The sequence below is a fragment of the Microbacterium sp. 22242 genome, assembly GCF_052045495.1.
Classification (GTDB): domain Bacteria; phylum Actinomycetota; class Actinomycetes; order Actinomycetales; family Microbacteriaceae; genus Microbacterium.
In genome coordinates this window covers 274,797-295,350 of sequence record NZ_JBQEOZ010000002.1, presented here as the reverse complement: position 1 = coordinate 295,350, position 20,554 = coordinate 274,797, and the positions used below count along the sequence as shown (strand labels likewise).

General features: G+C 72.5%; 17 protein-coding genes and 2 pseudogenes (1 of these 19 running past the window's edge). 10 read left to right on the top strand and 9 right to left on the bottom strand.

All coding sequences use genetic code 11. The annotated features are described in order from the left end of the window. Position 1 precedes the first annotated feature (1 nt). Genes hpaE through ACTJJZ_RS03060 form a run of 3 tightly spaced genes read right to left on the bottom strand, consistent with a single transcriptional unit; the run spans position 2 to position 3,762 of the window. Positions 2-1,558, bottom strand: coding sequence for a 5-carboxymethyl-2-hydroxymuconate semialdehyde dehydrogenase (gene hpaE, locus ACTJJZ_RS03070; RefSeq protein ID WP_440719693.1), 1,557 nt, complete (start codon positions 1,556-1,558; stop codon positions 2-4). A 42-nt stretch (positions 1,559-1,600) separates the two neighbouring features. Then, positions 1,601-2,275, bottom strand: a complete 675-nt coding sequence (locus ACTJJZ_RS03065; RefSeq protein WP_440719692.1) for a GntR family transcriptional regulator — start codon at positions 2,273-2,275, stop codon at positions 1,601-1,603. Continuing rightward, entirely contained in the window at positions 2,272-3,762 is a 1,491-nt protein-coding gene (locus ACTJJZ_RS03060) for a fumarylacetoacetate hydrolase family protein (protein WP_440719691.1), read from the bottom strand. Before ACTJJZ_RS03060 ends, ACTJJZ_RS03065 begins: the two co-directional genes overlap by 4 nt. A gap of 186 nt (positions 3,763-3,948) precedes the next feature. Here ACTJJZ_RS03060 and ACTJJZ_RS03055 point away from each other — a divergent pair, with 186 nt between their 5' ends. Beyond that, on the top strand, positions 3,949-5,331 hold the full coding sequence (locus tag ACTJJZ_RS03055) for an MFS transporter (protein ID WP_440719690.1): 1,383 nt from the start codon (positions 3,949-3,951) through the stop codon (positions 5,329-5,331). A 102-nt stretch (positions 5,332-5,433) separates the two neighbouring features. Here ACTJJZ_RS03055 and ACTJJZ_RS03050 read toward each other — a convergent pair whose 3' ends face one another. Beyond that, positions 5,434-6,144: a TetR/AcrR family transcriptional regulator gene (locus tag ACTJJZ_RS03050; RefSeq protein WP_440719689.1), complete on the bottom strand. Its 711-nt coding sequence runs from the start codon at positions 6,142-6,144 to the stop codon at positions 5,434-5,436. Between the two features lie 90 nt (positions 6,145-6,234). Here ACTJJZ_RS03050 and ACTJJZ_RS03045 point away from each other — a divergent pair, with 90 nt between their 5' ends. Beyond that, positions 6,235-7,416 carry an FAD-dependent monooxygenase gene (locus ACTJJZ_RS03045; RefSeq protein ID WP_440719688.1) on the top strand — a complete coding sequence of 394 codons (1,182 nt, stop codon included), beginning with the start codon at positions 6,235-6,237 and terminating at the stop codon, positions 7,414-7,416. 13 nt (positions 7,417-7,429) lie between these two features. Here the strand turns inward: ACTJJZ_RS03045 and ACTJJZ_RS03040 are convergent, their stop codons facing one another. After that, complete coding sequence (locus ACTJJZ_RS03040; RefSeq protein ID WP_440719687.1) at positions 7,430-8,125, bottom strand: IclR family transcriptional regulator; 696 nt, start codon at positions 8,123-8,125, stop codon at positions 7,430-7,432. 170 nt (positions 8,126-8,295) lie between these two features. Here ACTJJZ_RS03040 and ACTJJZ_RS03035 point away from each other — a divergent pair, with 170 nt between their 5' ends. After that, positions 8,296-10,164: an FAD-dependent monooxygenase gene (locus tag ACTJJZ_RS03035; RefSeq protein WP_440719686.1), complete on the top strand. Its 1,869-nt coding sequence runs from the start codon at positions 8,296-8,298 to the stop codon at positions 10,162-10,164. A gap of 109 nt (positions 10,165-10,273) precedes the next feature. On the opposite strand, the pseudogene ACTJJZ_RS03030 reads toward ACTJJZ_RS03035, so the two are convergent. Further along, a pseudogene (locus ACTJJZ_RS03030) lies at positions 10,274-10,639 on the bottom strand (NUDIX domain-containing protein); the annotation flags it as partial. A gap of 287 nt (positions 10,640-10,926) precedes the next feature. Between ACTJJZ_RS03030 and ACTJJZ_RS03025 the strand changes: the two are divergent. From ACTJJZ_RS03025 to ACTJJZ_RS03000, 6 genes are all read left to right on the top strand, one after another. After that, positions 10,927-11,229: an urease subunit gamma gene (locus ACTJJZ_RS03025; protein WP_440719685.1), complete on the top strand. Its 303-nt coding sequence runs from the start codon at positions 10,927-10,929 to the stop codon at positions 11,227-11,229. Between the two features lie 14 nt (positions 11,230-11,243). Further along, on the top strand, positions 11,244-11,618 hold the full coding sequence (gene ureB / locus ACTJJZ_RS03020) for an urease subunit beta (protein WP_440719684.1): 375 nt from the start codon (positions 11,244-11,246) through the stop codon (positions 11,616-11,618). 1 nt (position 11,619) lies between these two features. Then, the gene (locus ACTJJZ_RS03015) at positions 11,620-13,323 is read left to right on the top strand and encodes an urease subunit alpha (RefSeq protein WP_440719683.1); all 1,704 of its coding nucleotides are present in this window, start codon (positions 11,620-11,622) and stop codon (positions 13,321-13,323) included. A 62-nt stretch (positions 13,324-13,385) separates the two neighbouring features. Then, a complete protein-coding gene (locus ACTJJZ_RS03010; RefSeq protein WP_440719682.1) occupies positions 13,386-14,048 on the top strand; it encodes an urease accessory protein UreF in 663 nt (220 codons plus the stop codon). 46 nt (positions 14,049-14,094) lie between these two features. Further along, positions 14,095-14,919 (top strand): urease accessory protein UreG, encoded by an 825-nt coding sequence (gene ureG, locus ACTJJZ_RS03005; RefSeq protein WP_440719766.1) that lies wholly within the window; start codon positions 14,095-14,097, stop codon positions 14,917-14,919. 7 nt (positions 14,920-14,926) lie between these two features. Continuing rightward, positions 14,927-15,676, top strand: coding sequence for an urease accessory protein UreD (locus ACTJJZ_RS03000; protein ID WP_440719681.1), 750 nt, complete (start codon positions 14,927-14,929; stop codon positions 15,674-15,676). On the opposite strand, the gene ACTJJZ_RS02995 is transcribed toward ACTJJZ_RS03000, so the two are convergent. The 3 genes from ACTJJZ_RS02995 to ACTJJZ_RS02985 all read right to left on the bottom strand — a co-directional run bounded on the left by ACTJJZ_RS02995 (position 15,657) and on the right by ACTJJZ_RS02985 (position 19,503). After that, on the bottom strand, positions 15,657-17,303 hold the full coding sequence (locus ACTJJZ_RS02995; RefSeq protein WP_440719680.1) for a thiamine pyrophosphate-binding protein: 1,647 nt from the start codon (positions 17,301-17,303) through the stop codon (positions 15,657-15,659). The genes ACTJJZ_RS03000 and ACTJJZ_RS02995 overlap by 20 nt on opposite strands. Positions 17,304-17,519: 216 nt before the next feature. Further along, positions 17,520-19,043: an ATP-dependent DNA ligase gene (locus ACTJJZ_RS02990; protein WP_440719679.1), complete on the bottom strand. Its 1,524-nt coding sequence runs from the start codon at positions 19,041-19,043 to the stop codon at positions 17,520-17,522. 40 nt (positions 19,044-19,083) lie between these two features. Beyond that, positions 19,084-19,503 (bottom strand): pilus assembly protein CpaE, encoded by a 420-nt coding sequence (locus ACTJJZ_RS02985; RefSeq protein WP_440719678.1) that lies wholly within the window; start codon positions 19,501-19,503, stop codon positions 19,084-19,086. A gap of 112 nt (positions 19,504-19,615) precedes the next feature. Here ACTJJZ_RS02985 and ACTJJZ_RS02980 point away from each other — a divergent pair. Next, positions 19,616-20,554 (top strand): annotated as a pseudogene (locus ACTJJZ_RS02980) (DEAD/DEAH box helicase); it runs 1,189 nt beyond the window's last position.

The window sequence follows — 20,554 nt, the reverse complement described above, 5'->3', positions numbered from 1 at the left end:
GTCAGCGCGGGTCCGGGTCGTCGAGGTCCTGCTCGGACGGGATCCCTGAGCCTGTCGAAGGGTCCTGCTTGCCGAACACGGGGTTGTGCGGGGCGCCGAGCGTGATGTGCACGCTCTGCTGGTCGGTGTAGAAGTCGATCGAGCGGTAGCCGCCCTCGTGCCCGAGACCCGAGGCCTTCACGCCGCCGAACGGGGTGCGCAGGTCGCGCACGTTGTTCGAGTTGAGCCACACCATGCCGGCCTCGACGGCGCCGGCGAAGTTGTGCGCGCGCTTGAGGTCGTTGGTCCAGATGTAGGCGGCGAGGCCGTAGCGCGTGTTGTTCGCGAGGGCGAGCGCCTCCTCGTCGGTGTCGAACGGGGTGATCGCGACGACCGGGCCGAAGATCTCCTCCTGGAAGATCCGGGCGTCCGGCGCCACGTCGGCGAACACGGTCGGGGCGACGTAGTTGCCCGTCGGGAAACCCTCGGGGCGTCCGCCGCCGGCGACGAGGCGACCTTCGCCCTTGCCGATCTCGACGTAGCTCATGACCTTCTCGTAGTGCTCCGGGTGCACCAGGGCGCCGACCTCGGTCGTCGGGTCGTGCGGCAGGCCGACCTTGACCCGCTTCGCCTGCGCCGCGTAGCGCTCGACGAACTCGTCGTAGACGTCGCGCTGCACGATGATGCGGGATCCGGCCGTGCACCGCTCGCCGTTCAGCGAGAACACGCCGAAGATGCAGGCGTCGATCGCGGTGTCGAGGTCGGCGTCGGCGAAGACCACGGCGGGGCTCTTGCCGCCGAGCTCCATGGACAGGCCCTTCAGGAACGGCGCGGCGTTGCCGAAGATGAGCTGGCCGGTGCGGCTCTCACCCGTGAACGAGATGAGCGGCACGTCGGGGTGCTTGACGAGCGCGTCGCCGGCGTCCTCGCCGAGCCCGTTGACGAGGTTGAAGACGCCCTTCGGCAGGCCTGCCTCCTCGAAGATCCCGGCCCAGAGCGAGGCGGACAGTGGAGTGAACTCGGCGGGCTTCAGCACGACCGTGTTGCCGGTCGCGAGCGCCGGGCCGAGCTTCCACGACTCGAGCATGAACGGGGTGTTCCACGGCGTGATGAGGCCCGCGACGCCGATCGGTTTGCGGTTGACGTAGTTCATCTGCTTGCCGGGCACCTTGAACGCGTCGTCGGCCTGCGCGACGATCAGGTCTGCGAAGAAGCGGAAGTTCTCCGCGGCGCGGCGGGCCTGGCCGAGGGCCTGCGTGATCGGAAGCCCCGAGTCGTACGACTCCAGCTCGGCGAGCCGCGCGTCACGAGATTCCACGATGTCGGCGATCCGGTGCAGCACGCGGCTTCGCTCGCGGGGGAGCATGCGCGGCCACGGGCCCTCGTCGAAGGCGCGCTTGGCGGCGGCGACGGCGCGCTCGATGTCGGCCTTCTTGCCGGCGGCGGCGTGCACGTAGGTCTCGTTGGTGACGGGGTTGAGCACCTCGAAGGTGTCGCCGTCGAGGGAGTCGACGAACTCGCCGTCGATGTAGTGCTGGATCTTCTCCGGCAGATCTGCGGGGGCGTAGGCGTCGGTCATCATCGTCCTTCCGGGTGGTGCTGGGGCGTCGGGTCGGGGTGGTCAGGGCGTCTCGGGTGCGGGGTGGCGGGCGGCGAGGAACGCGTCCATCGTGCGCCAGCGGTGGTTGCGTGCCGCGAGCTCGATCTCGAGCGGATCGGCGCCGGCGCGGATCAGGTCGAGGATCTGCACGTGCTCCTCGACGGAGTGGCCTGCGCGGCCGGGGACGAACGCGAACGTCGAGTCGCGGATCCCGCTCAGGCGGGCCCAGCCGCGGTGCACGAGGTCGAGGATGTGCGGATTCGGGCAGGGTTCGTACAGCACGGAGTGGAACTGCCGGTTCAGCTCGGTGAAGCGGTGCGCGTCGAAGCTGTCCAGCAGGCGGATCATCCGGGCGTTGACCTCTTCGGCGCGGGCGAGGGCCTCGTCGTCCAGGAGCGGGGCGCTGAGCGCGGTCGCCGCGCCCTCGACCAGGCCCAGGGTCTGCATGGTGTGCGCGTACTCGCTCTCGTCCACGAGCGAGACGCGGGCGCCGACGTTCCGCTCGAACGTGACGAGCCCCTCCGCCTCGAGCCGCCGGATCGCCTCGCGCACCGGCACCACGCTCATGCCGAGCTCCTCCGCGATCGTGCCCAGCACGAGACGGAAGCCGGGACCGAACGCGTGCGCGGCGATGCGCCCGCGGATCCAGGCGTACGCCTGCTCCGACTTGCTGCCGGCGAGGACCTCGGCCGTCATGCGCCGGACCCGGATCCCGTCCCGCGCGCGGCGTCGTACTTCGCACGCCACTCGGCGTTCATCGGGAACAGCCCGTCGACCGGGTGGCCCGCGGTGACCTGCTCGGCGACCCAGGCGTCCTCGTCCTCCTGGGCGAGGGCGGCGTCGGCCACCTCGGCGGCGAGGGCGGGCGGGATCACGATCACGCCGTCGCCGTCGCCGACGATCACGTCGCCGGGCTGCACGGTGGCGCCGCCGCACGCGATCGTCACGTCGATGTCCCAGGGCACGTGCCGGCGACCCAGGACCGAGGGGTGCGCGCCCTGCGAGAAGACGGGCAGCCCGATCTCCGCGACCGCGGCGAAGTCGCGCACGCCGCCGTCGGTGACGACTCCGGCCGCCCCGCGAGTCTTCGCGCGCAGCGCGAGGATGTCGCCCAGCGTGCCGGTGCCGGCCTCGCCTCGGGCCTCGATCACGATGATCTCGCCCTCGTTCACGGCGTCGAACGCGCGCTTCTGGGCGTTGTAGCCGCCGCCGTGGCTCGTGAACAGGTCCTCGCGGGCCGGGACGAAGCGGAGCGTCTTCGCGGTGCCGACGATCTTGGCACCGGGCAGGTTGGCCGAGACGCCGTCGATGAAGCAGGAGTGCAGCCCGCGCTTGCGCAGCTGCGCGGACAGCCCCGCGGTCGGCGCGGCGAGGAGCTTGTCGCGCAGCTCGGCCGAGAGGGCGGGCCCCGCAGGAGCCTTCGGCGTCTCGTCGGCGGGGAGGCCCGCCTCCTCGCGCGATCCCCACGCCTCGGCGCGCTGCAGGTCGTCGACGGCGGGGAGGGATCCGAGGTCCGGATCGAACGCGACGGCGCCCTCGACCACCGTGGTGCGCAGCTCGCCCGAGGTGAGGGTCTTGGTGGAGTGCGGCGCGTCGACCTCGACCACGACGACGTCGCCCGGGACGATCACGCTGGATCCGGCGGGGGTGCCGGTGAGGATCACGTCGCCGGGCTCGAGCGTGAAGTGCTGGGACAGGTCGGCGATCAGCTGCGGGAGCGGGAAGAGCAGCCCCGAGGTCTCGTCGTCCTGTCGCAGGTCGCCGTTCACCCAGGCGCGCACGCGCAGCTGACCGGGATCGACGTCCGCGGCGGGGATGAGGTCGGGGCCGATCGGGGTGTAGCCGTCGCCGCCCTTCGAGCGGACGTTGGAGCCCTTGTCGTTCGCGCGCAGGTCGTACAGGCCGAGGTCGTTCGCCGCGGTCACCCAGGCGACATGCGACCAGGCGTCCGCGATGCTCACGCGCCGCGCGGCGGTGCCGATCACGAGGGCGATCTCGCCCTCGAAGGCGAGCAGCTCGGTGCCCGCAGGACGCTCGACCACGCCATCGGTGCCGGCGAGGGAGGACGAGGGTTTGAAGAAGTAGGACGGGGTCGCGGGGGTGCGGCCGCGCTGGTCCGCGCGGGAGCGGTAGTTGAGGTGGATCGCGATGATCTTGCCCGGTCGGGCGATCGGTGCGGGCATGGGCGCCTCCTCGCGCGGTCAGCGCCAGAGGAGTGTTCCTTGGCGTCGTATCCGAAATCGTATATCATCGTGTCGAGCCCGGCAAGCACCGGATCCGGATCCGTCCGCACGGACCGGGGATCCGGCGGGCCGGCTACGACGACGATGTCGGGCAAGACGACGACGTCCCAGGCAAAAGGAGACAGCATGTCCGCGGAATCCTCACCGGGCTTCACGCCCACAGGAACCATCGCCTCGTCCGCCGACCGACGGAGGGTGGTCTTCGCCACCGTCATCGGCACCACGGTCGAGTGGTACGACTTCTTCATCTACGCGTTCGCGGCGGGCGTCGTGTTCGCGAACCTCTTCTTCGAGCCGATGGGCAAGGACTTCGCGCAGATCGTGTCGTTCTTCAGCGTCGGGGTCAGCTTCCTGTTCCGTCCGCTGGGCGCGTTCCTCGCCGGGCACTTCGGCGACAAGCTCGGGCGCCGGCCGATGCTCGTCATCACGCTGCTGCTGATGGGCGCGTCGACCACCCTGGTCGGTCTGCTGCCGACGCCCGCCGTGATCGGCGTGTGGGCGCCGGTGCTGCTCATCCTGCTGCGCGTGCTGCAGGGGATCTCGGCGGGAGGCGAGTGGGGCGGTGCGGTGCTCATGGCCGTCGAGCACGCGCCACGCGCCCGCCGCGGCCTGTTCGGCGCGGCACCGCAGATCGGCGTGCCGATCGGCCTGCTGCTCGCCTCGCTCGTGCTCGCCCTGATGGCGCAGCTCGCCCCGGGCGAGGCGTTCACGACGTGGGGCTGGCGCGTGCCGTTCCTGCTCTCGATCGTGCTCATCGGCGTCGGCTACTGGGTGCGCCGCCGGGTCTCGGAGAGCCCCGTCTTCACCGAGATCGTCGAGCGCAAGGAGGAGACGCGCATGCCGATCCTGCAGCTGCTGCGCCATCACCTGCCGCTCGTGATCGTCGCTGCGATGGTGTTCGCGGGCAACAACGCCGTCGGGTACATGACCACCGGCGGCTACGTGCAGCACTACGCGACCGATCCGGCCGGCCCGATCAAGCTCAACCCGGGGCCGGTGTTCTGGGTCGTCGCCCTGTCGGGCGTGAGCTGGCTGTTCTTCACCTGGTTCGGCGGATGGCTGTCTGATCGGCTGGGCCGGCGCACGACCTACATCATCGGCTGGATCCTGCAGCTCGTGGGCGTGCTGCTGCTGTTCCCGCTGACCAACCTCGCCAGCGCCTGGTCGCTGGCGGCGGCGCTGGTGATCCTCACCGTCGGGCTCGGCTTCACCTACGGCCCGCAGGCGGCGTTGTACGCGGAGCTGTTCCCCGCGTCGATCCGCTACTCCGGCGTCTCGATCTCGTACGCGATCGGCGCGATCCTGGGCGGCGCCTTCGCCCCGCTGATCGCCCAGGCCATCTTCCAGAACACGCACTCGACGGCCGGCATCACCTGGTACCTGGCCGGCATGACCGTGCTCGGCCTGGTCGCGACGCTGCTGCTGCGCGACCGCAGCGGCATCCCGCTCGGTCCCGAGGCCGAGGAGGAGCAGGCCGTCAGCCCGATCCGCGGGATGGCCAAGGCCTGACGCGGCGCGTCACCATGGGAGGGCGGAAGGACCGGACGGGTCCTTCCGCCTTTCTCGTGCGGGTGCGGCGACGGGTGCGGTGAGGGCGGACCGACGGTGGCGTCAGGCCGCGCGCTCCGCGACCAGCGCGGCCACCCCGGCCAGCACCCGTGCGATCCCGAACCCGAGCGCGTCGTCCCGCTGCTGCGCGCGCCCCGCCGCGGCGAAGGCCGCCGCCGTGTGCGGGTAGCGGTCGGCGTGCGCCACCAGAACGGGACCGAGGCGGCCGGCGAGCTCCTTCTCGGCGGCCGCGGACCCCGCCTGCTGGCGCACGAGCGAAAGCGCATGCCCGGAGAGCAGGGCCAAGATGTCGAGGCGCTCGCCCGCCGTCAACGGCAGGTGCTCCGTGGCGGCCAGGCCGCTCTCGTACCAGGCGAGCTCCCGGGGTCCCGGCGTGTGCGGGCGCTGCGCGAGTTCGACGGACCACGGCCGCTCCGCCGCGCGGGTGAACAGGTCCACCGCCCACGCCGTCAGCGACGCGCGCCAGTCCGCGTCGGGCAGGGCGCGCGGAGCGCCGAGCGCCTGGTCGAGCATGACCGCGTCGAGATCCGCACGAGCGGGCAGATAGCGGTACAGGGCCATCTTCGTGGTGCCCAGGCTCGCGGCGACGCGCTGCATCGTGACGGCCTCGAGTCCCTCGGCATCCGCGATCGCGATCGCCGCGTCGGCGATCCCGTCGAGGGAATGCCGGGGCTTCGGCCCGCGTCGTCCGCGCGGGGGTGCGGTCCACAGCACGCCGGATCCCCTCTGGTCGGTGTCGTCCGCGGGTGCCATTGGCGTCTCCTCGAAGTTATTGCGTCCATCGTACGCTGTTGTTATTGTGTCCTAAAGACGCAATTAATTCGGTGAACCAAGGAGCGTGCCATGTCGGCGAAGAAGATCCTCATCTCCGGTGCGAGCATCGCCGGTCCCGCCCTCGCCCGCTGGCTCGGCCGCAACGGATACGAGGTGACGGTGGTCGAGAAGTCTCCCGCGGTGCGACCGGGCGGGCAGGCGGTCGACTTCAAGGGGCGGACCCACCTGGAACTGCTCGCTCGGATGGGTATCCTCGACGACGTCCGTGCGCAGCAGACCGCGAAGACGGACTGGCGCATGGTCGATGCCGACGATCGGGTGAGCGCCGTCGTGCCCGGCGAGTTCATCGGCGGAGACATCGAGATCCTGCGCGGCGACCTCGCGGCCGTCCTGCACCGGCGGTCGGAGAGCGACGCGGACTACGTCTTCGGCGATGAGATCACCGCGATCGCGGAGACGGCGTCCGGCGTCGACGTCGAGTTCGCGGGCCGGGCCGCGGAGCGCTTCGACCTCGTGATCGGCGCGGACGGCGTGCACTCCGCCGTGCGCCGCCTCCGATTCGGCCCCGAGGAGGACTTCGTCGAGTCGCGAGGCTACTACTACGCGGTCGCGAGCGGCCACGTCCCTCTGGACGGGCTGCAGACCGTGCTGCCGAGCGGGCGGTCCGTCGCCTACGGGCACAACACGCCCGACCGGCTCGTCCTGCTCGGCGGGCAGAAGGCGCCGGCCCTGTTCGTGTTCCGCAGCGACAGCGCCGACTACGACCGCCGCGACATCTCCTCCCAGCGGGCGTTCCTCGCCGCGGCCTTCGCGGACGGCGGGTGGCGGATCCCGGCGGCGCTCGAAGCGGCGCAGGCGGCACCGGACTTCTACCTGGACGCGCTGACGCGGACGCGGATGTCGTCCTTCACGCGCGGCCGCACCGCGCTCGTCGGCGACGCCGGATACGCGAACACGCTCGGCGGGTTCGGGACCGGTCTCGCCCTGCTCGGCGCGTACGTGCTGGCGGGGGAGCTGGTCGCGGCCCGCGGCGATCACGTCGCGGCCTTCGCGGCGTACGACCGCCGGATGCGCAAGCCCACGAAGGTCGCCCGGACCGGAAACGCCGGCGCGTTCCTGGCGCCGAGGTCCGAGCGCCGCATCCGGATGCGCGACCGGATGTTCTCGAACCGCCTGATGTATCGCACGATGCTCTGGATGACGGACGCGTTCGCGACCGACGACAGCATCCCCGACTACGGGCTGGTCTGAGCGAGGCCGCCCCTCAGGCGCCCAGGGCCTCGCGGATCGTGCCGGCGGTGCGCTGCAGCCGGCCGGCGATCTCCGCGTCCGTGCGGTCGGTCGTCACGTGCACGACCGCGATCGCCGCCGGCCGCTGGCCGCGCAGCGCGAGCGGCACGGCGACGGACTGCACGGTCGGGATCACCTCGTCGTGGCTCGTGGCGTACCCGGCCAGTCGGGCGGCGGCCACGGCGTCCTGCAGTTCCGGGGTGGCGGCGGGCCACTCCGCCTCGGCGAGCTGCGCGAGGATCGCCTTGCCGGGGGCGCCGACCGTGACCGGGTGGCGGGCGCCGGGGCGCTGCGCCACGCTGGCGACCGCGTGCCGGGGCTCCACGCTCGCGAGCGTGATGCACTCCTCCCCGTCGAGCACGGCGAGGAAGCAGGTCATGCCGAGCTCGTTCGCCACCGCGGTGAGCTCGGGCAGGGCCTCGGCCTGCAGGTCGTGCGCGACGCCGGCGGCGAGGGCCGCCATCCGCGGGCCCAGGGCGACGAGCCCGGCCGCGTCCCGCCCGACGAGACCGTGATCCTCCAGGGTCCTCAGCAGGCGGTACGCGATCGAGCGGTGAACGCCGAGCCGCGCCGCGATCTCGTCGATCGACAGGGGGCCGCGCTCGTCGGACAGGATCTCCAGGATCCGGATGCCTCGGCTCAGGGTCTGCGAGGCGGGTGCTTCTGCCACGGATCCTCCTCCCGATCGTGATCATCCCGCGGCTGATCTTGATCGCGCGCGCGACGTCGGATAGCCTGTGTTCAATAGTAGAACTTAATGTTCGAATATAGAACACTCGCGATCACCACGCAACGATCGCCCGGAAGCCCGACGGCGCCGTCAGGAAGGAATCGACGACGATGCAGTTCCACCACCACGGATACGTCTCCCACGACCCCCGCGTGCTCCCGGCCGCGGGGACCGGCATCGGCCGCCCCGATGAGCTCCCCGACGAGACGGACGTGCTCATCGTGGGATCCGGTCCCGCCGGCATGCTGCTCGCGGCGCAGCTGTCGCAGTACCCGGACCTCACGACGCGGATCATCGAGAAGCGCGACGGACGGCTGGTGCTCGGGCAGGCCGACGGGATCCAGCCGCGCAGCGTGGAGACGTTCCAGGCGTTCGGCTTCGCCGAGCGGATCATCGCCGAGGCCTACAACATCGGCTGGATGAACTTCTGGGGCCCCGATCCGGAGAACCCGCAGAACATCGTCCGCACCACCCGCACCGCCGACTACGCCTACGACATCTGCGAGTTCCCGCACCTGATCGTCAACCAGGCGCGCGTGCTCGACTACTTCGCCGAGGCCGCCGCCGACGGGCCGGGGCGGATCCGGCCCGACTACGGCGTCGAGTTCCTCGGCCTCACGATCCACGACGAGGGCGAGTACCCGGTCGAGGTGCTCGTGCGCCACGCCGCCGGGGACCGTGCGGGCGAGGAGCGCACGATCCGCGCCAAGTACGTCGCGGGCTGCGACGGCGCGCGCAGCGCGGTCCGCGAGGCGATCGGACGCACGCACGTCGGCTCGATGGCCGCGCATGCCTGGGGCGTCATGGACGTGCTCGTCAACACCGACTTCCCGGACTGGCGGACCAAGTGCGCGATCAACGCGGAGGCGGGCAACATCCTGCACATCCCGCGCGAGGGCGGATACCTGAGCCGGATGTACATCGACCTCGGCGAGGTCTCCGCGGCCGACAACCGCCAGGTGCGGCACACCCCCATCGAGGCCATCATCGCGAAGGCGAACGAGATCCTGCATCCGTACACGATCGACGTGAAGGAGGTCGCCTGGCACAGCGTATACGAGGTGGGACACCGGATCACGGACGGATTCGACGACACCGGCGAGGACGTCACGCGCCACCCCCGGGTGTTCCTCACCGGCGACGCCTGTCATACGCACAGCGCCAAGGCCGGCCAAGGGATGAACGTGTCGATGCAGGACGGCTTCAACCTCGGCTGGAAGCTGGGCTCGGTGCTCACCGGCCGCAGCCCGCAGGAGCTGCTGTCGACCTACGGCGCCGAGCGGCACCCGGTGGCGCAGCAGCTCATCGACTTCGACCGGGAGTGGTCGAGCCTGATGGCGCGCAAGCCCGAGGAGATCTCCGACCCGCTCGAGCTCGCGAACTACTACCTGGCCACGGCGGAGTTCCCGTCCGGGTTCATGACGCAGTACGCCGAGTCGATGATCACCGGATCCGACGCGCATCAGCAGCTCGCCACCGGCTTCCCGATCGGCAAGCGGTTCAAGAGCGCCGAGGTCGTGCGCGTCGCCGACGGCAACGCGATCCACCTCGGGCACCACGCCCGAGCCGACGGCCGCTGGCGCGTGTACGCGTTCGGCGACGCGTCGGGCGAGGGCCTGAACGCGTGGGCCGAGGCCGCCGCTCCGCTGTTCGCCCGGTTCACGCCCGCCGAGGGCGACGCGGATGCCGTGTTCGATGTGAAGGCCGTGTACCAGCAGCCGTACGAGCAGCTCGACGTCACGACCGCGCCCGCGCTGTTCCAGCCGAAGACCGGCCCGCTCGGGCTCACCGACTGGGAGAAGGTCTACGCCGCGGGGCCGTCGAAGTGGACCGAGACCGACATCTTCGCCGATCGCGGCCTGTCCCGAGAGGGCGTCGTCGTGGTGGTGCGTCCCGACCAGTACGTCGCGGCGATCCTGCCGCTGTCCGGCGTCGACGAGCTCGGCGCGTTCCTCGCGGGCGCGTTCCTGGAGGCGTGACCGGGCGAGCTGTCGGCCGTCCCGCCGGGCCTGCCCAGCGCGCGCTGCCGGCGAGCGCGCGCAGCACCTGCGTCGCGCCGTCCGGGAACAGCGGGCGGTGCCCGTCCAGGATGTCCGCGACGGGGATCCAGCGGATCGGGCTGCCCTCGTCCAGGACCTCGAGAACCGCGTTCAGGGGAACGGCGTCGAGCTCCTCCGACGCGACGGCGAAGATGTGCGCGATCTCGTGCCCGGCCTCGCCCTCGTAGGTGAACAGGTTCTCGTGCACGCCGAGCAGCTTCGCGTCGTCGATCTCGACATCGAGCTCCTCCCGGAACTCGCGGCGCAGCGCCTCGGCGGCGCGTTCGCCGAACTCGATCCCTCCGCCGATCGCGCGGTAGAAGTCCAGGCCCTTCGCCCGGTCGCGGCCCTCGAGGACGAGCACGTGGCCTTCCTTCACCGGGAGGCCCACGCTGATGTTCCTGATCGATCCCATGGGCTCAGCCCGCAATGCGGGTCGCGCCGCCGGAGACGACGATCCCGGCCGGGTTGCCGCCGTCGGGAGCGGCAGCGAACGCGGCGTATCGGAGGATCTCGGGTGCGGGTGCGGCGGTCATGGATCCGAGCATAGAGCCGGGCATTCCAGGCCCGACCTGTCCGGTGCTCAGGCCGCGGTGACACGGTCGGCAGCGGTCGGGATCCGCGATCCTCGGGAAAAACATACGTGTTGGAAACCGGGCCGTGACACGCGGGCCGCAGACTGGGGGACGGAGAGGCGGACGTATGAATCTGAGCCCGGCCGACACGGAGAAGCTGCTGCTCGCGGTGGCAGGCATGGTCGCCCGCGACCGGCTGGCGCGCGGAGTGCGCCTGAACCATCCCGAAGCCGTCGCGCTGCTCACCACCTGGGTCGTCGAGCGAGCGCGGGAGGGGGCGCTCGTGAGCGACCTCATGGTCGAGGGGCGCCGTGTGCTCACCCGCGACCAGGTCATGGACGGGGTGGCCGAGATGATCCCGGACGTGCAGGTCGAGGCGATGTTCCCCGACGGCCGCAAGCTCGTCACCCTGCACGACCCGATCGCCTGAACAGGAGACACCGCATGCTGGCAGGAGCAACAGGCCCGGGCGCGCTGCGCGTCGCCGAGGGAGCACCGCACGTGCTGAACGCCGACCGCCGGCCGGACGAGCGGATCGTCCTCGTGTTCCGCAACACGGGCGACCGGCCGATCCAGATCGGCTCGCACATCCACCTCCCCGACGTGAACGCGTCGCTGGACTTCGACCGCGACCGGGCACAGGGCTTCCGCCTGGACATCCCCTCCGGCACGTCGCAGCGCTTCGAGCCCGGAGCGAGCCGCGAGCTGCCCGCCGTCGCGCTGCGCGGTGCGCGGCGGGTTCCCGGCATCGCGATCCGGACGGAGACGCCCGCCTCGCCGACGGAGACGCCGACCTCGCCCTCGGAAGGGACCCGCTGACATGGCTGAGATCTCCCGCACCGCCTATGCGGCCCTGTACGGCCCGACGGTCGGCGACCAGGTGCGCCTCGGCGACACCGACCTGTGGATCGAGGTCGAGGAGGACCGCACGTTCGGCGGCGAGGAGGCCGTCTTCGGCGGCGGCAAGTCGATCCGCGAGTCCATGGCGCAGGGCACGACGACCCGCGCCGAGGGCGCCCCGGACACCGTCATCACGAACGTGATCGTGCTGGACTGGTGGGGCATCGTGCGCGCCGACGTGGGCATCCGCGACGGCCGGATCGTCGCCCTGGGCCGGGCCGGCAACCCCGACATCGCCGACGGCGTGCACCCGGACCTGCGGATCGGGCCGTCGACCGACGTGATCTCCGGCGAGGGGAAGATCCTCACCGCCGGCGCGATCGACTCGCACGTGCACCTGCTCTCGCCGTCCCAGCTGCACGAGGCGCTCGCGACCGGGATCACGACGATCGCGGGCGGCGGAACGGGACCGTCGGAGGGATCCAAGGCGACGACCGTGACGCCCGGTGCCTGGCACCTGGAGCGGATGCACCGCGCCCTCGACGCCGTCCCGGTCAACGTGCTGCTGCTCGGCAAGGGCAACACGGTCTCGGCCGAGGGGCTCCGCGAGCAGGCGCTCGGCGGCGCGGCCGGCTACAAGGTGCACGAGGACTGGGGATCCACGCCGGCCGCGATCGACGCCGCGCTGCGGGCCGCGGACGACTACGGTCTGCAGGTCGCGCTGCACTCCGACTCGCTCAACGAGTCCGGCTTCGTGGAGAGCACGATCGCGGCGATCGGCGGGCGCTCGATCCATGCGTTCCACGTCGAGGGCGCGGGCGGCGGCCATGCCCCCGACATCCTGCGCCTCGCGGGCCTGCCGCACATCATCCCCGGTTCCACCAACCCGACCCTGCCGCACACGGTCAACACGGTCGCCGAGCACCTCGACATGCTCATGGTCTGCCACCACCTGAACCCCGCGGTGCCGGAGGACCTGGCGTTCGCGGAGTCGCGGATCCGGGCGACGACGATCGCGGCGGAGGACATCCTGCACGATCTGGGGGCCGTGTCGATCACGTCCTCGGATGCCCAGGCGATGGGCCGGATCGGCGAGGTGATCACCCGCACCTGGCAGGTCGCGCACGTGATGAAGGCGCGGCGCGGGAAGCTCTCCGCCGCGGAGCGGGCCGACAACGACCGTGCCCGCCGCTATGTCGCGAAGTACACCGTGAACCCGGCGATCGCGCACGGCGTGGACCACGAGATCGGCTCGGTCGAGCCGGGCAAGCTCGCCGACCTGGTGCTGTGGGATCCGCGGTTCTTCGGAGTGCGTCCCTCGCTGGTCATCAAGGGCGGGACGATCGCGTGGGCCGCGCTGGGAGACCCGAACGCGTCGATTCCCACGCCGCAGCCCGTGCTGATGCGGCCCGCGTTCGGCGACGCGATCGGGGCGGAGAGCTCGGTGACGTTCGTCTCGCCCGCCGCCCTCGACGACGGCCTGGCCGGGCGGCTCGGTCTGAGGCGGCGGCTGCTGCCCGTCGCGCCGACCCGGAAGGTGGGCAAGGCGCAGATGCGCAACAACGACGCCCTGCCCGCGATCGACATCCGGCCCGACACCTTCGACATCTCGATCGACGGCGAGCGCGTCGAGCCGGCCCCCGCGTCCGTGCTCCCGCTCGCGCAGCTCTACACGATTTTCTGAGCGTGCCTGTGGACGACGTCTCATCCGCGGCTGGCCGGCCCCCCTCCGTTCAGACCTGGCCCGTGGTCGCGCTCATGCTGGCCGACTCGCGCACGCCGATCGGCGGTCTCGTGAACTCCGGCGGCCTGGAGCCCGCGCTGCAGGGCGGGATGCCGGCCGAGCAGGCGCGCGCCTACCTGCACGGGCGGCTGCGCACGGTCGCGGAGATCGAGGCCTCGGTCGCCGTGCTGTCCCGGTCCGTGGCTCTCCGACACGACCCCGAGCAGTGGCCGGAAGCGGTCGGCGAGCTCGAGGACGAGTGGGCTGCGCGCACGCCGAGCGCGGCGCAGCGGGCGTCCTCGCGGCTGCTGGCCCGCGGACTGCAGCGGATGGCCGGAGCGCTCTGGCCATCCGCGTACCTGGCGTTCCTGGCCTCTCGTTCGCCGTCGCGCGGCGTGGTCGTCGGCGCCGTCGCCGCCGCGACCGGGATGCCGGCCGAGGAGGCCGTGCGCCTCGTCCTCTACGACGAGGCCCAGGCGGTGGTCGCGGCGCTGCTCAAGCTCGCACCGCTGGATCCGCTCCGCACCGCCTCGTGGGCGTTCGAGGCATGCGCGGCCGCCGAGCCCCGCGTGCCCGCACTGTGCGAGATCATCGACCCGTCCGCCATCCCGGCGAACGGCTGCCCGCAATCGGAGGAGTGGGCCGAGGCCCACGCCGCCACGACCAGGAGGTTGTTCCGTGCCTGAGAATCCCGCCGCATCGGCCCCCGTACGTCGACAGGCTCAGCAACCGATCGAAGGGCCCGCCCGGTCCCTGCGCCTCGGTGTGGCCGGCCCGGTCGGCACCGGCAAGAGCTCGCTCATCGCGACGATCTGCCGCACGCTGGCCGACGAGCTGCGCCTCGGCGTGATCACGAACGACATCTACACCGACGAGGACGCCCGCTTCCTGCGCTCCGCCGGCGTGCTGGATCCGGAGCGCATCAGGGCCGTCGAGACCGGCGCCTGCCCGCACACCGCGATCCGCGACGACGTCACCATGAACCTGCTCGCGGTCGAGGACCTGGAGCGCGACTTCTCGCCGCTCGACGTCGTGCTCGTGGAGAGCGGCGGCGACAACCTCACTGCGACGTTCTCGCCCGCGCTCGTGGACGCGCAGATCTTCGTGCTGGACGTCGCCGGCGGCGGCGACGTCGCGCGCAAGGGCGGGCCCGGCATCGCGCGCGCCGACCTGCTCGTGGTCAACAAGACCGACCTCGCACCGTATGTCGAGGTGGATGTCGCACAGATGGTCGCCGATGCCGAGGACGCACGCGAGGGCGGGGCCGTGCTGGCGCTGTCCCGCAAGGATGCGGCGTCGGTCGCGCGGCTCGCGGACTGGGTGCGCGGGCTGCTGGCGGCGCACCGGGCCGGTGAGCATGCCCCGCAGGATCCCGGTCCGATGGCGCCGCACTTCCACGCCGACGAGGACGGCGGGTACGTGCACAGCCACGACGAAGCCGATGCCGCGCACGAGCACGCCGCAGGACACGCCGCGCACGAGCATGCCGCGGGACACGCCGCGCACGAGCAGGCCTCCGGATACGCCGCGCACGAGCACGCCGCGCACGAGCACTGAGCGCCGGATGCAGACCACGGTCGTCCGCATCGAGCGGCGGGAGGATCGCGCCGCGCTCGAGCTGCGCACGGGGCACCTCTCGCCCCGCCCGCTCGAGCGCACCGCCGATCGCGCCAGGGTGGCGCTGATCGCGAACGGCGCCCTGCTGCTCGGCGGCGACCACGTGCGCGTCGAGGTGTGCGTGGGCGCGGGGTGCGTCCTGGAGCTGGAGGACATCGGCGGAACGGTCGCCTATGACGCGGACGGCCGGCGCTCGTCGTGGACGGCCGACGTCGTGGTCGAGGCGGGGGCGACCCTGCTGTGGGCGGGGCTCCCGCTGATCGCCGCCGGCGGCTCCGACGTGACGCGCGAGTCGCGGATCCGGCTCGGATCCGGTGCGGTGGCCTGCCTGCGGGAGACCCTCGTGCTCGGGCGGCACGGCGAGGCCGGCGGGCGGATGACGAACCGCACCCGGGTGGACGCGGACGGTCGTCCCCTGCTCGTCGAGGAGCTGCGGATCGGGGGCGGCGACGCGACGCCCGGCGTGCTGGGCGCGCACCGCGTGCTCGACGCCGTCGCCCTGTACGGGGTGCGCGGTCCTGACGTCCCCGGCCTGGACGGCGCCGTGCTGCAGCTGCACGGCGAGGGGAGCATCGCACGATTCCTCGGCGCGGAGACCCACCTGTCCCCGCTGTCCGCCACCTGGCGCGCCTGGCGCGACCTCGCCGACGCGGCGGGATCGCACCGGGCGCAGCCGGTCACGAGTTCACGCGGATGATCTCCTGCTGGTAGGGCGCGATCACGTCACCCGAGATGCGCAGGTCGAGCACCAGGAAGCGGCGGGCGCCGGGATCCTCCGCGCTCCATGAGGCGAGCCGGTCGAGGTCGGCGAGCGTGCGCACGGCGACGCCCTCCGCGCCCACGGCGGCGGCGAAGGCCGCGAAGTCGACCTGCGGGATGAGCATGGGCTCGCGGGCCAGGCCCTTGAGTCCGTACAGGTTCACCTCGGCGCCGTAGGCCGCGTCGTTCCAGATCACGGCGACACCGCGGCCGGCCGCGGAGCGCACGGCCGACTCCAGGTCGGCGATCGCCATGAGGCCGCCGCCGTCGCCCGAGGTGAGCACCACGGCCGCCTCGGGACGGGCGCGCGTGGCGCCGACGACGCTCGGCCAGCCCTGTCCGATCGCCTGGAAGGCGGTGCCGACCATCATCATCCGGTCCGGCGACGCCACCGGCCAGTACATGTTCGCCCAGCCGATGAAGTGCCCGCCGTCCGAGACCACGACCCGATCCTCTGGCAGCAGCTCGGCGATGCGCCGGGCGGCCGAGCGCGGGTCGAGCCGGCCATCCGGGGCGGTCTCGTCGCCCGGCTCGTAGGCGCGGGCCGCGGCCACGTCGACGCTCTCGCGCCAGCCGGATCCCGCGTTCCCCTCCAGCCGGGCGACGAGTGCCTCAGCGGCGAGACGCGCGTCGGCGCGCACGAAGCCGCCGACGTGCGCATGGGTGGCGGCGGGGGCGACATCGATCTGGAACACCTGCGTGTCCGGCGCGAACAGCGCGCCGAACCGCATCGTGAACTGGTTCAGCGAGGCGCCGAAGACCACGGCCACGTCGGCCTCGCGGACCAGGTCCATGGCGCCCTCCGCGCCGAATCCGCCGGTCACGCCGAGGTCGTACCGCTGGTCGGGGAAGACGCCGCGGCCGAGCGCGGACGAAGCCGTGAGCGCGCCGGTCGCCTCGGCGAGCGCGCCCAGGGCCGATCCGGCGTCCGCGAGCCATGCGCCGCGCCCGGCGAGCAGGAACGGCCGCTCCGCCGTGCGCAGCGCCGCGGCGATCCTGTCCAGCAGACCCTCCGCGAACTCGCCTCTCGGAGCCAGGGGAGCGGGCACGCGCGGCTCCGGGGCGGCGGGCACGTCGCCGGCCTCGAGTGCCGCGACGTCGTAGGGGATCGCCAGGACGACGGGCACCCGGTAGGTGAGGGCGTGCTCGATCGCGATGACCGTGGTCGCGGCCGCGTCGGCGCGGCCGACGGTGTAAGTGCGAGCCCCGACGCCCGAGGCGAGCGCGATCTGGTCGACGTCCCATGGCCGCGGGCCGCTCGTTGGCTCGTCGCCGACGACGAGAACGAGCGGGATGTGCGCCTGCACCGCCTCGGCGAGCGCGGTGAGCGTGTTCGTGAACCCGGCGCCGTAGGTGCTGGTCGCGGCGGCGATCCGGCCGGAGGCGCGGTAGTGCGCGTCGGCGGCGACCACGGCGCCCTGCTCGTGCCGGAGTGCGGTGAACGAGGCGTCCGTCTGCTTCTCGATCGCGTCGAGGAAGTAGGCGTTGCCGTTGCCCATCACGCCGAAGACGGCGTCGATGTGCTGGGCGAGGGTGAGGGCGACGTGCGCGGAGACGGTGGGCAAGAGGTACGACCTTTCGAGACGACAACGGAAGCAGGATCCGTATGTGTCTCGCCGGGAGCGTCGTCGCACCGCGGGCTTCGTGCCCCTTTTTCGAGCACCGGCACGGGAGCGGTTGACGCACGCGCCGGACCGGTCCAGTGTACCGACTGCCGGGGCCGTTGGCCGGTGGCCGGGGGCCAGCGGCCCCCGTGGCCCTGGCTCCCGGGCCGGGGGCGCTCAGCCGCGCAGCAGCGCGCGCAGGGTCTGGATCGTGTCCGCGTCGGCGGCGCTCTTGTCCGATCGGTAGTGCTTGACCCGGGCGAAGCGCAGCGCGATCCCGCCGGGGTAGCGCGGGGAGCGCTGCACGCCGTCGATCGCGATCTCCACGACGATCTCGGGGCGGAGGAACACGGTGGATGCCGTGCGGCGGGTCTCGAGTTCGGGGAACCGCTCGGTCTGCCAGCGCAGCAGCTCGTCGGTGAGGCCCTTGAACGTCTTGCCCACCATGACGAAGCCGCCCGGGTCGCCGAACTCGCCGTCGGGATCGCGGGCGCCGAGGTGCAGGTTCGACAGCCAGCCCCGGCGGCGTCCGGATCCCCACTCCGCGCCCAGCACGACCAGATCGTAGGTGAGCACCGGTTTCACCTTGACCCAGGACTTGCCGCGACGTCCCGCGGCGTACGGCGATCCGACCGCCTTGACCACCACGCCCTCGTGCCCGGCCGCGAGCGCCGCACGGGACAGCTGCTCCGCCGCGTCGGGATCTGCCGTGACCACGCCGGGCATCCGCCAGGCGCCGGCGACGCGGTCGAGCTTGGCCAGCCGGGTGGAGAGCGGCTCATCGATGAGATCGCGGCCGTCGACGTGCAGCAGATCGAAGAACCACGGCCGCAGCACGAGCTCGCGGCTCACGTCCGCGCCGAACCGGGACATGGTCTGCTGGAACGGCCGGGGGCCGCCGTCCTCGTCGAGCGACAGCGTCTCGCCGTCGAGGATCAGGTCGTGTGCGGGCAGGGCGCGCACGATCTCGACGATCTCGGGCACGCGGTGCGTGACGTCGGCGAGGCTGCGGGTGTAGACCCCCACATCGTCGCCGCGCCGGTGCACCTGGATGCGTGCGCCGTCCAGTTTGTACTCGACCGACGCCTCGCCGGTGAGCTCCAGTGCGGCGGTCGGGGTCGCGGCGGTGGCGGCGAGCATCGGCAGCACCGGGCGGCCCACCACCAGCCCCACGGCGTCGAGCTCTTCCGCGGTGCCGGTGAGCGCGATCCCTGCGGTCGCGCCGAGATCCCCGGAAAGCATCGCCGCGCGTCGCACCGCCGCGGGGGCGCGGTCGGCGGCCTTCGCGATCGCGTCGAGCAGCACGCCGGCCAGCGCGCCCGTGCGCAGCTCGCCGAGCAGGGCACGGGCCAGGAAGTCCCACTCCGCGGCGGTGGCGCGGGCCGCCAACTCCGCGAGCAGACCGGCGCGGACGACCGCGGACCCGGATCCCGACGCGGCGGCGAGCGCGTCGAGCGCCTGGTCGACGTCCGCGAGGGTGAGCGCGGCCTCGGCGGCGTGCGAGGTCTCGACCGCGGCGATCCCGCGCCAGCCCACGCCGAGCCGGCCCTGCCGCGGCGAGGCCAGCAGCAGGCCGACGAGCGGGGCGACCTCCTCCGGCGCGGCCAGCCGCAGCAGCCGCGCGAGCGCGTCGATCTTGGCCAGGCGCGACGACGTGGCGGCGGCCTCCTCGGCCGCGTCGACCAGCTCTGCGAGCATCATCCCCGCATTCTCGCACCGGCCGCCGACATCGACGCCGCTCTCAGCGGGAGCGGGAGATGAGCGCCAGCAGGGCCCGGCCGTAGGCCTCGGAAGGGTCCGGATGTTCGAAGCGCAGGCGCTTTCCCGCGATCTCGATCTCGACCGCGAACGCGTCGTCGAGCCGCTCCAGGGCGCGGAACGTGCCGCGCAGGAGCTCGCGCAGCTGATCCTCCCTGGGCAGCCACACGGCGTCCGCGAGCGTCACGGCGTCGAGCGCCCACTCCGTCGTCCCGTTGAAGGCGAGGTCGGTGCCGCTCGGCGTCATCCTGGCCTCGATCGTCATCTCGCTGACGGTGAAGACGTCGGCCTCGGCCTCGAGCTCCACCTCGTCCGGCAGGTCGAGCTGGAAGCGGTCGCCCTCGGCGGGGCGCCAGACCAGGCCGGCTTCCCGGAGCGCGAGCGCGAGTTCGCGGGTGATCACGGCGTCCCTCCTGTCTCCGATCGAGCGTAACCGGCCCCGGGCGAGCGGAGGCCGCGCCCGGGCGCGCGGGGGCGGCCGCAGCGACGTCGGCGGTGTGCGGCAGAGTGGAGTCATGACCTCACCCGCTACCGCCGGCATCCGCGACAGCGCCCTCGAGGCGCTGCGCGCGCTCGTCGGCCGCCCGGACGCGGTGTTCCACGAGGGGCAGTTCGAGGCGATCGAGGCGCTCGTCGCCGACCGGCGGCGCGCGCTGGTCGTGCAGCGGACAGGCTGGGGCAAGTCGGCCGTCTACTTCGTCGCTACGCTGCTGATGCGGAAGCAGGGCGCGGGGCCGACGGTGCTGGTCTCGCCGCTGCTGGCGCTCATGCGCGATCAGATCGCCGCCGCCGAGCGCGCAGGGGTGCGGGCGGTCGCGATCAACTCGACCAACGCGCACGAGTGGTCCGACGTGCTCGCGCAGCTCGACCGTGACGAGGTCGACGTGCTGCTGGTCTCGCCGGAGCGGCTCAACAACCCGTCCTTCCGGGAGCAGCAGCTGCCGGCGCTCGTGCGGCGCATCGGCATGCTCGTCGTCGACGAGGCGCACTGCATCAGCGACTGGGGGCACGACTTCCGCCCCGACTACCGGCGGCTGCGCGACCTCATCGCGCAGATGCCAGCCGACGTGCCGGTGCTGGCGACCACGGCGACCGCGAACAGCCGGGTCGTGGCGGACGTCGAGGAGCAGCTCGGCGCCGGCGGGCCGGGGGCGAACGCGGCAGGATCCGAGGTGCTCACGATCCGCGGTCCGCTCGCCCGCTCCTCGCTGCGACTCGGCGTGCTGCGCCTGCCGGACGCTCCGAGCCGGCTGGCCTGGCTGCTCAGCCACCTCGACGACCTGCCGGGTTCCGGCATCATCTACACGCTGACCGTGGCGGCCGCGGTCGACACCGCGCGGCTGCTGCGCGAGCGCGGGCACGAGGTGCGCGCATACACCGGCCAGACCGATCCGGAGGAGCGCGCCGAGTCCGAGGGGATGCTGAAGCGCAACGAGGTGAAGGCGCTGGTCGCG

What these genes read in the sequence shown, in the direction of transcription:
- ACTJJZ_RS03000 (WP_440719681.1), top strand. Translation starts at nt 14,927, where the DNA reads ATGCAGACCACGGTCGTCCGCATCGAGCGGCGGGAGGATCGCGCCGCG.
- ACTJJZ_RS03015 (WP_440719683.1), top strand. Translation starts at nt 11,620, where the DNA reads ATGGCTGAGATCTCCCGCACCGCCTATGCGGCCCTGTACGGCCCGACG.
- ACTJJZ_RS03050 (WP_440719689.1), bottom strand. Translation starts at nt 6,144, where the DNA reads ATGGCACCCGCGGACGACACCGACCAGAGGGGATCCGGCGTGCTGTGG.
- hpaE (WP_440719693.1), bottom strand. Translation starts at nt 1,558, where the DNA reads ATGACCGACGCCTACGCCCCCGCAGATCTGCCGGAGAAGATCCAGCAC.
- ACTJJZ_RS03035 (WP_440719686.1), top strand. Translation starts at nt 8,296, where the DNA reads ATGCAGTTCCACCACCACGGATACGTCTCCCACGACCCCCGCGTGCTC.
- ureB (WP_440719684.1), top strand. Translation starts at nt 11,244, where the DNA reads ATGCTGGCAGGAGCAACAGGCCCGGGCGCGCTGCGCGTCGCCGAGGGA.
- ACTJJZ_RS02990 (WP_440719679.1), bottom strand. Translation starts at nt 19,043, where the DNA reads ATGATGCTCGCAGAGCTGGTCGACGCGGCCGAGGAGGCCGCCGCCACG.
- ACTJJZ_RS03055 (WP_440719690.1), top strand. Translation starts at nt 3,949, where the DNA reads ATGTCCGCGGAATCCTCACCGGGCTTCACGCCCACAGGAACCATCGCC.
- ACTJJZ_RS03045 (WP_440719688.1), top strand. Translation starts at nt 6,235, where the DNA reads ATGTCGGCGAAGAAGATCCTCATCTCCGGTGCGAGCATCGCCGGTCCC.
- ACTJJZ_RS03065 (WP_440719692.1), bottom strand. Translation starts at nt 2,275, where the DNA reads ATGACGGCCGAGGTCCTCGCCGGCAGCAAGTCGGAGCAGGCGTACGCC.
- ACTJJZ_RS03060 (WP_440719691.1), bottom strand. Translation starts at nt 3,762, where the DNA reads ATGCCCGCACCGATCGCCCGACCGGGCAAGATCATCGCGATCCACCTC.
- ACTJJZ_RS03025 (WP_440719685.1), top strand. Translation starts at nt 10,927, where the DNA reads ATGAATCTGAGCCCGGCCGACACGGAGAAGCTGCTGCTCGCGGTGGCA.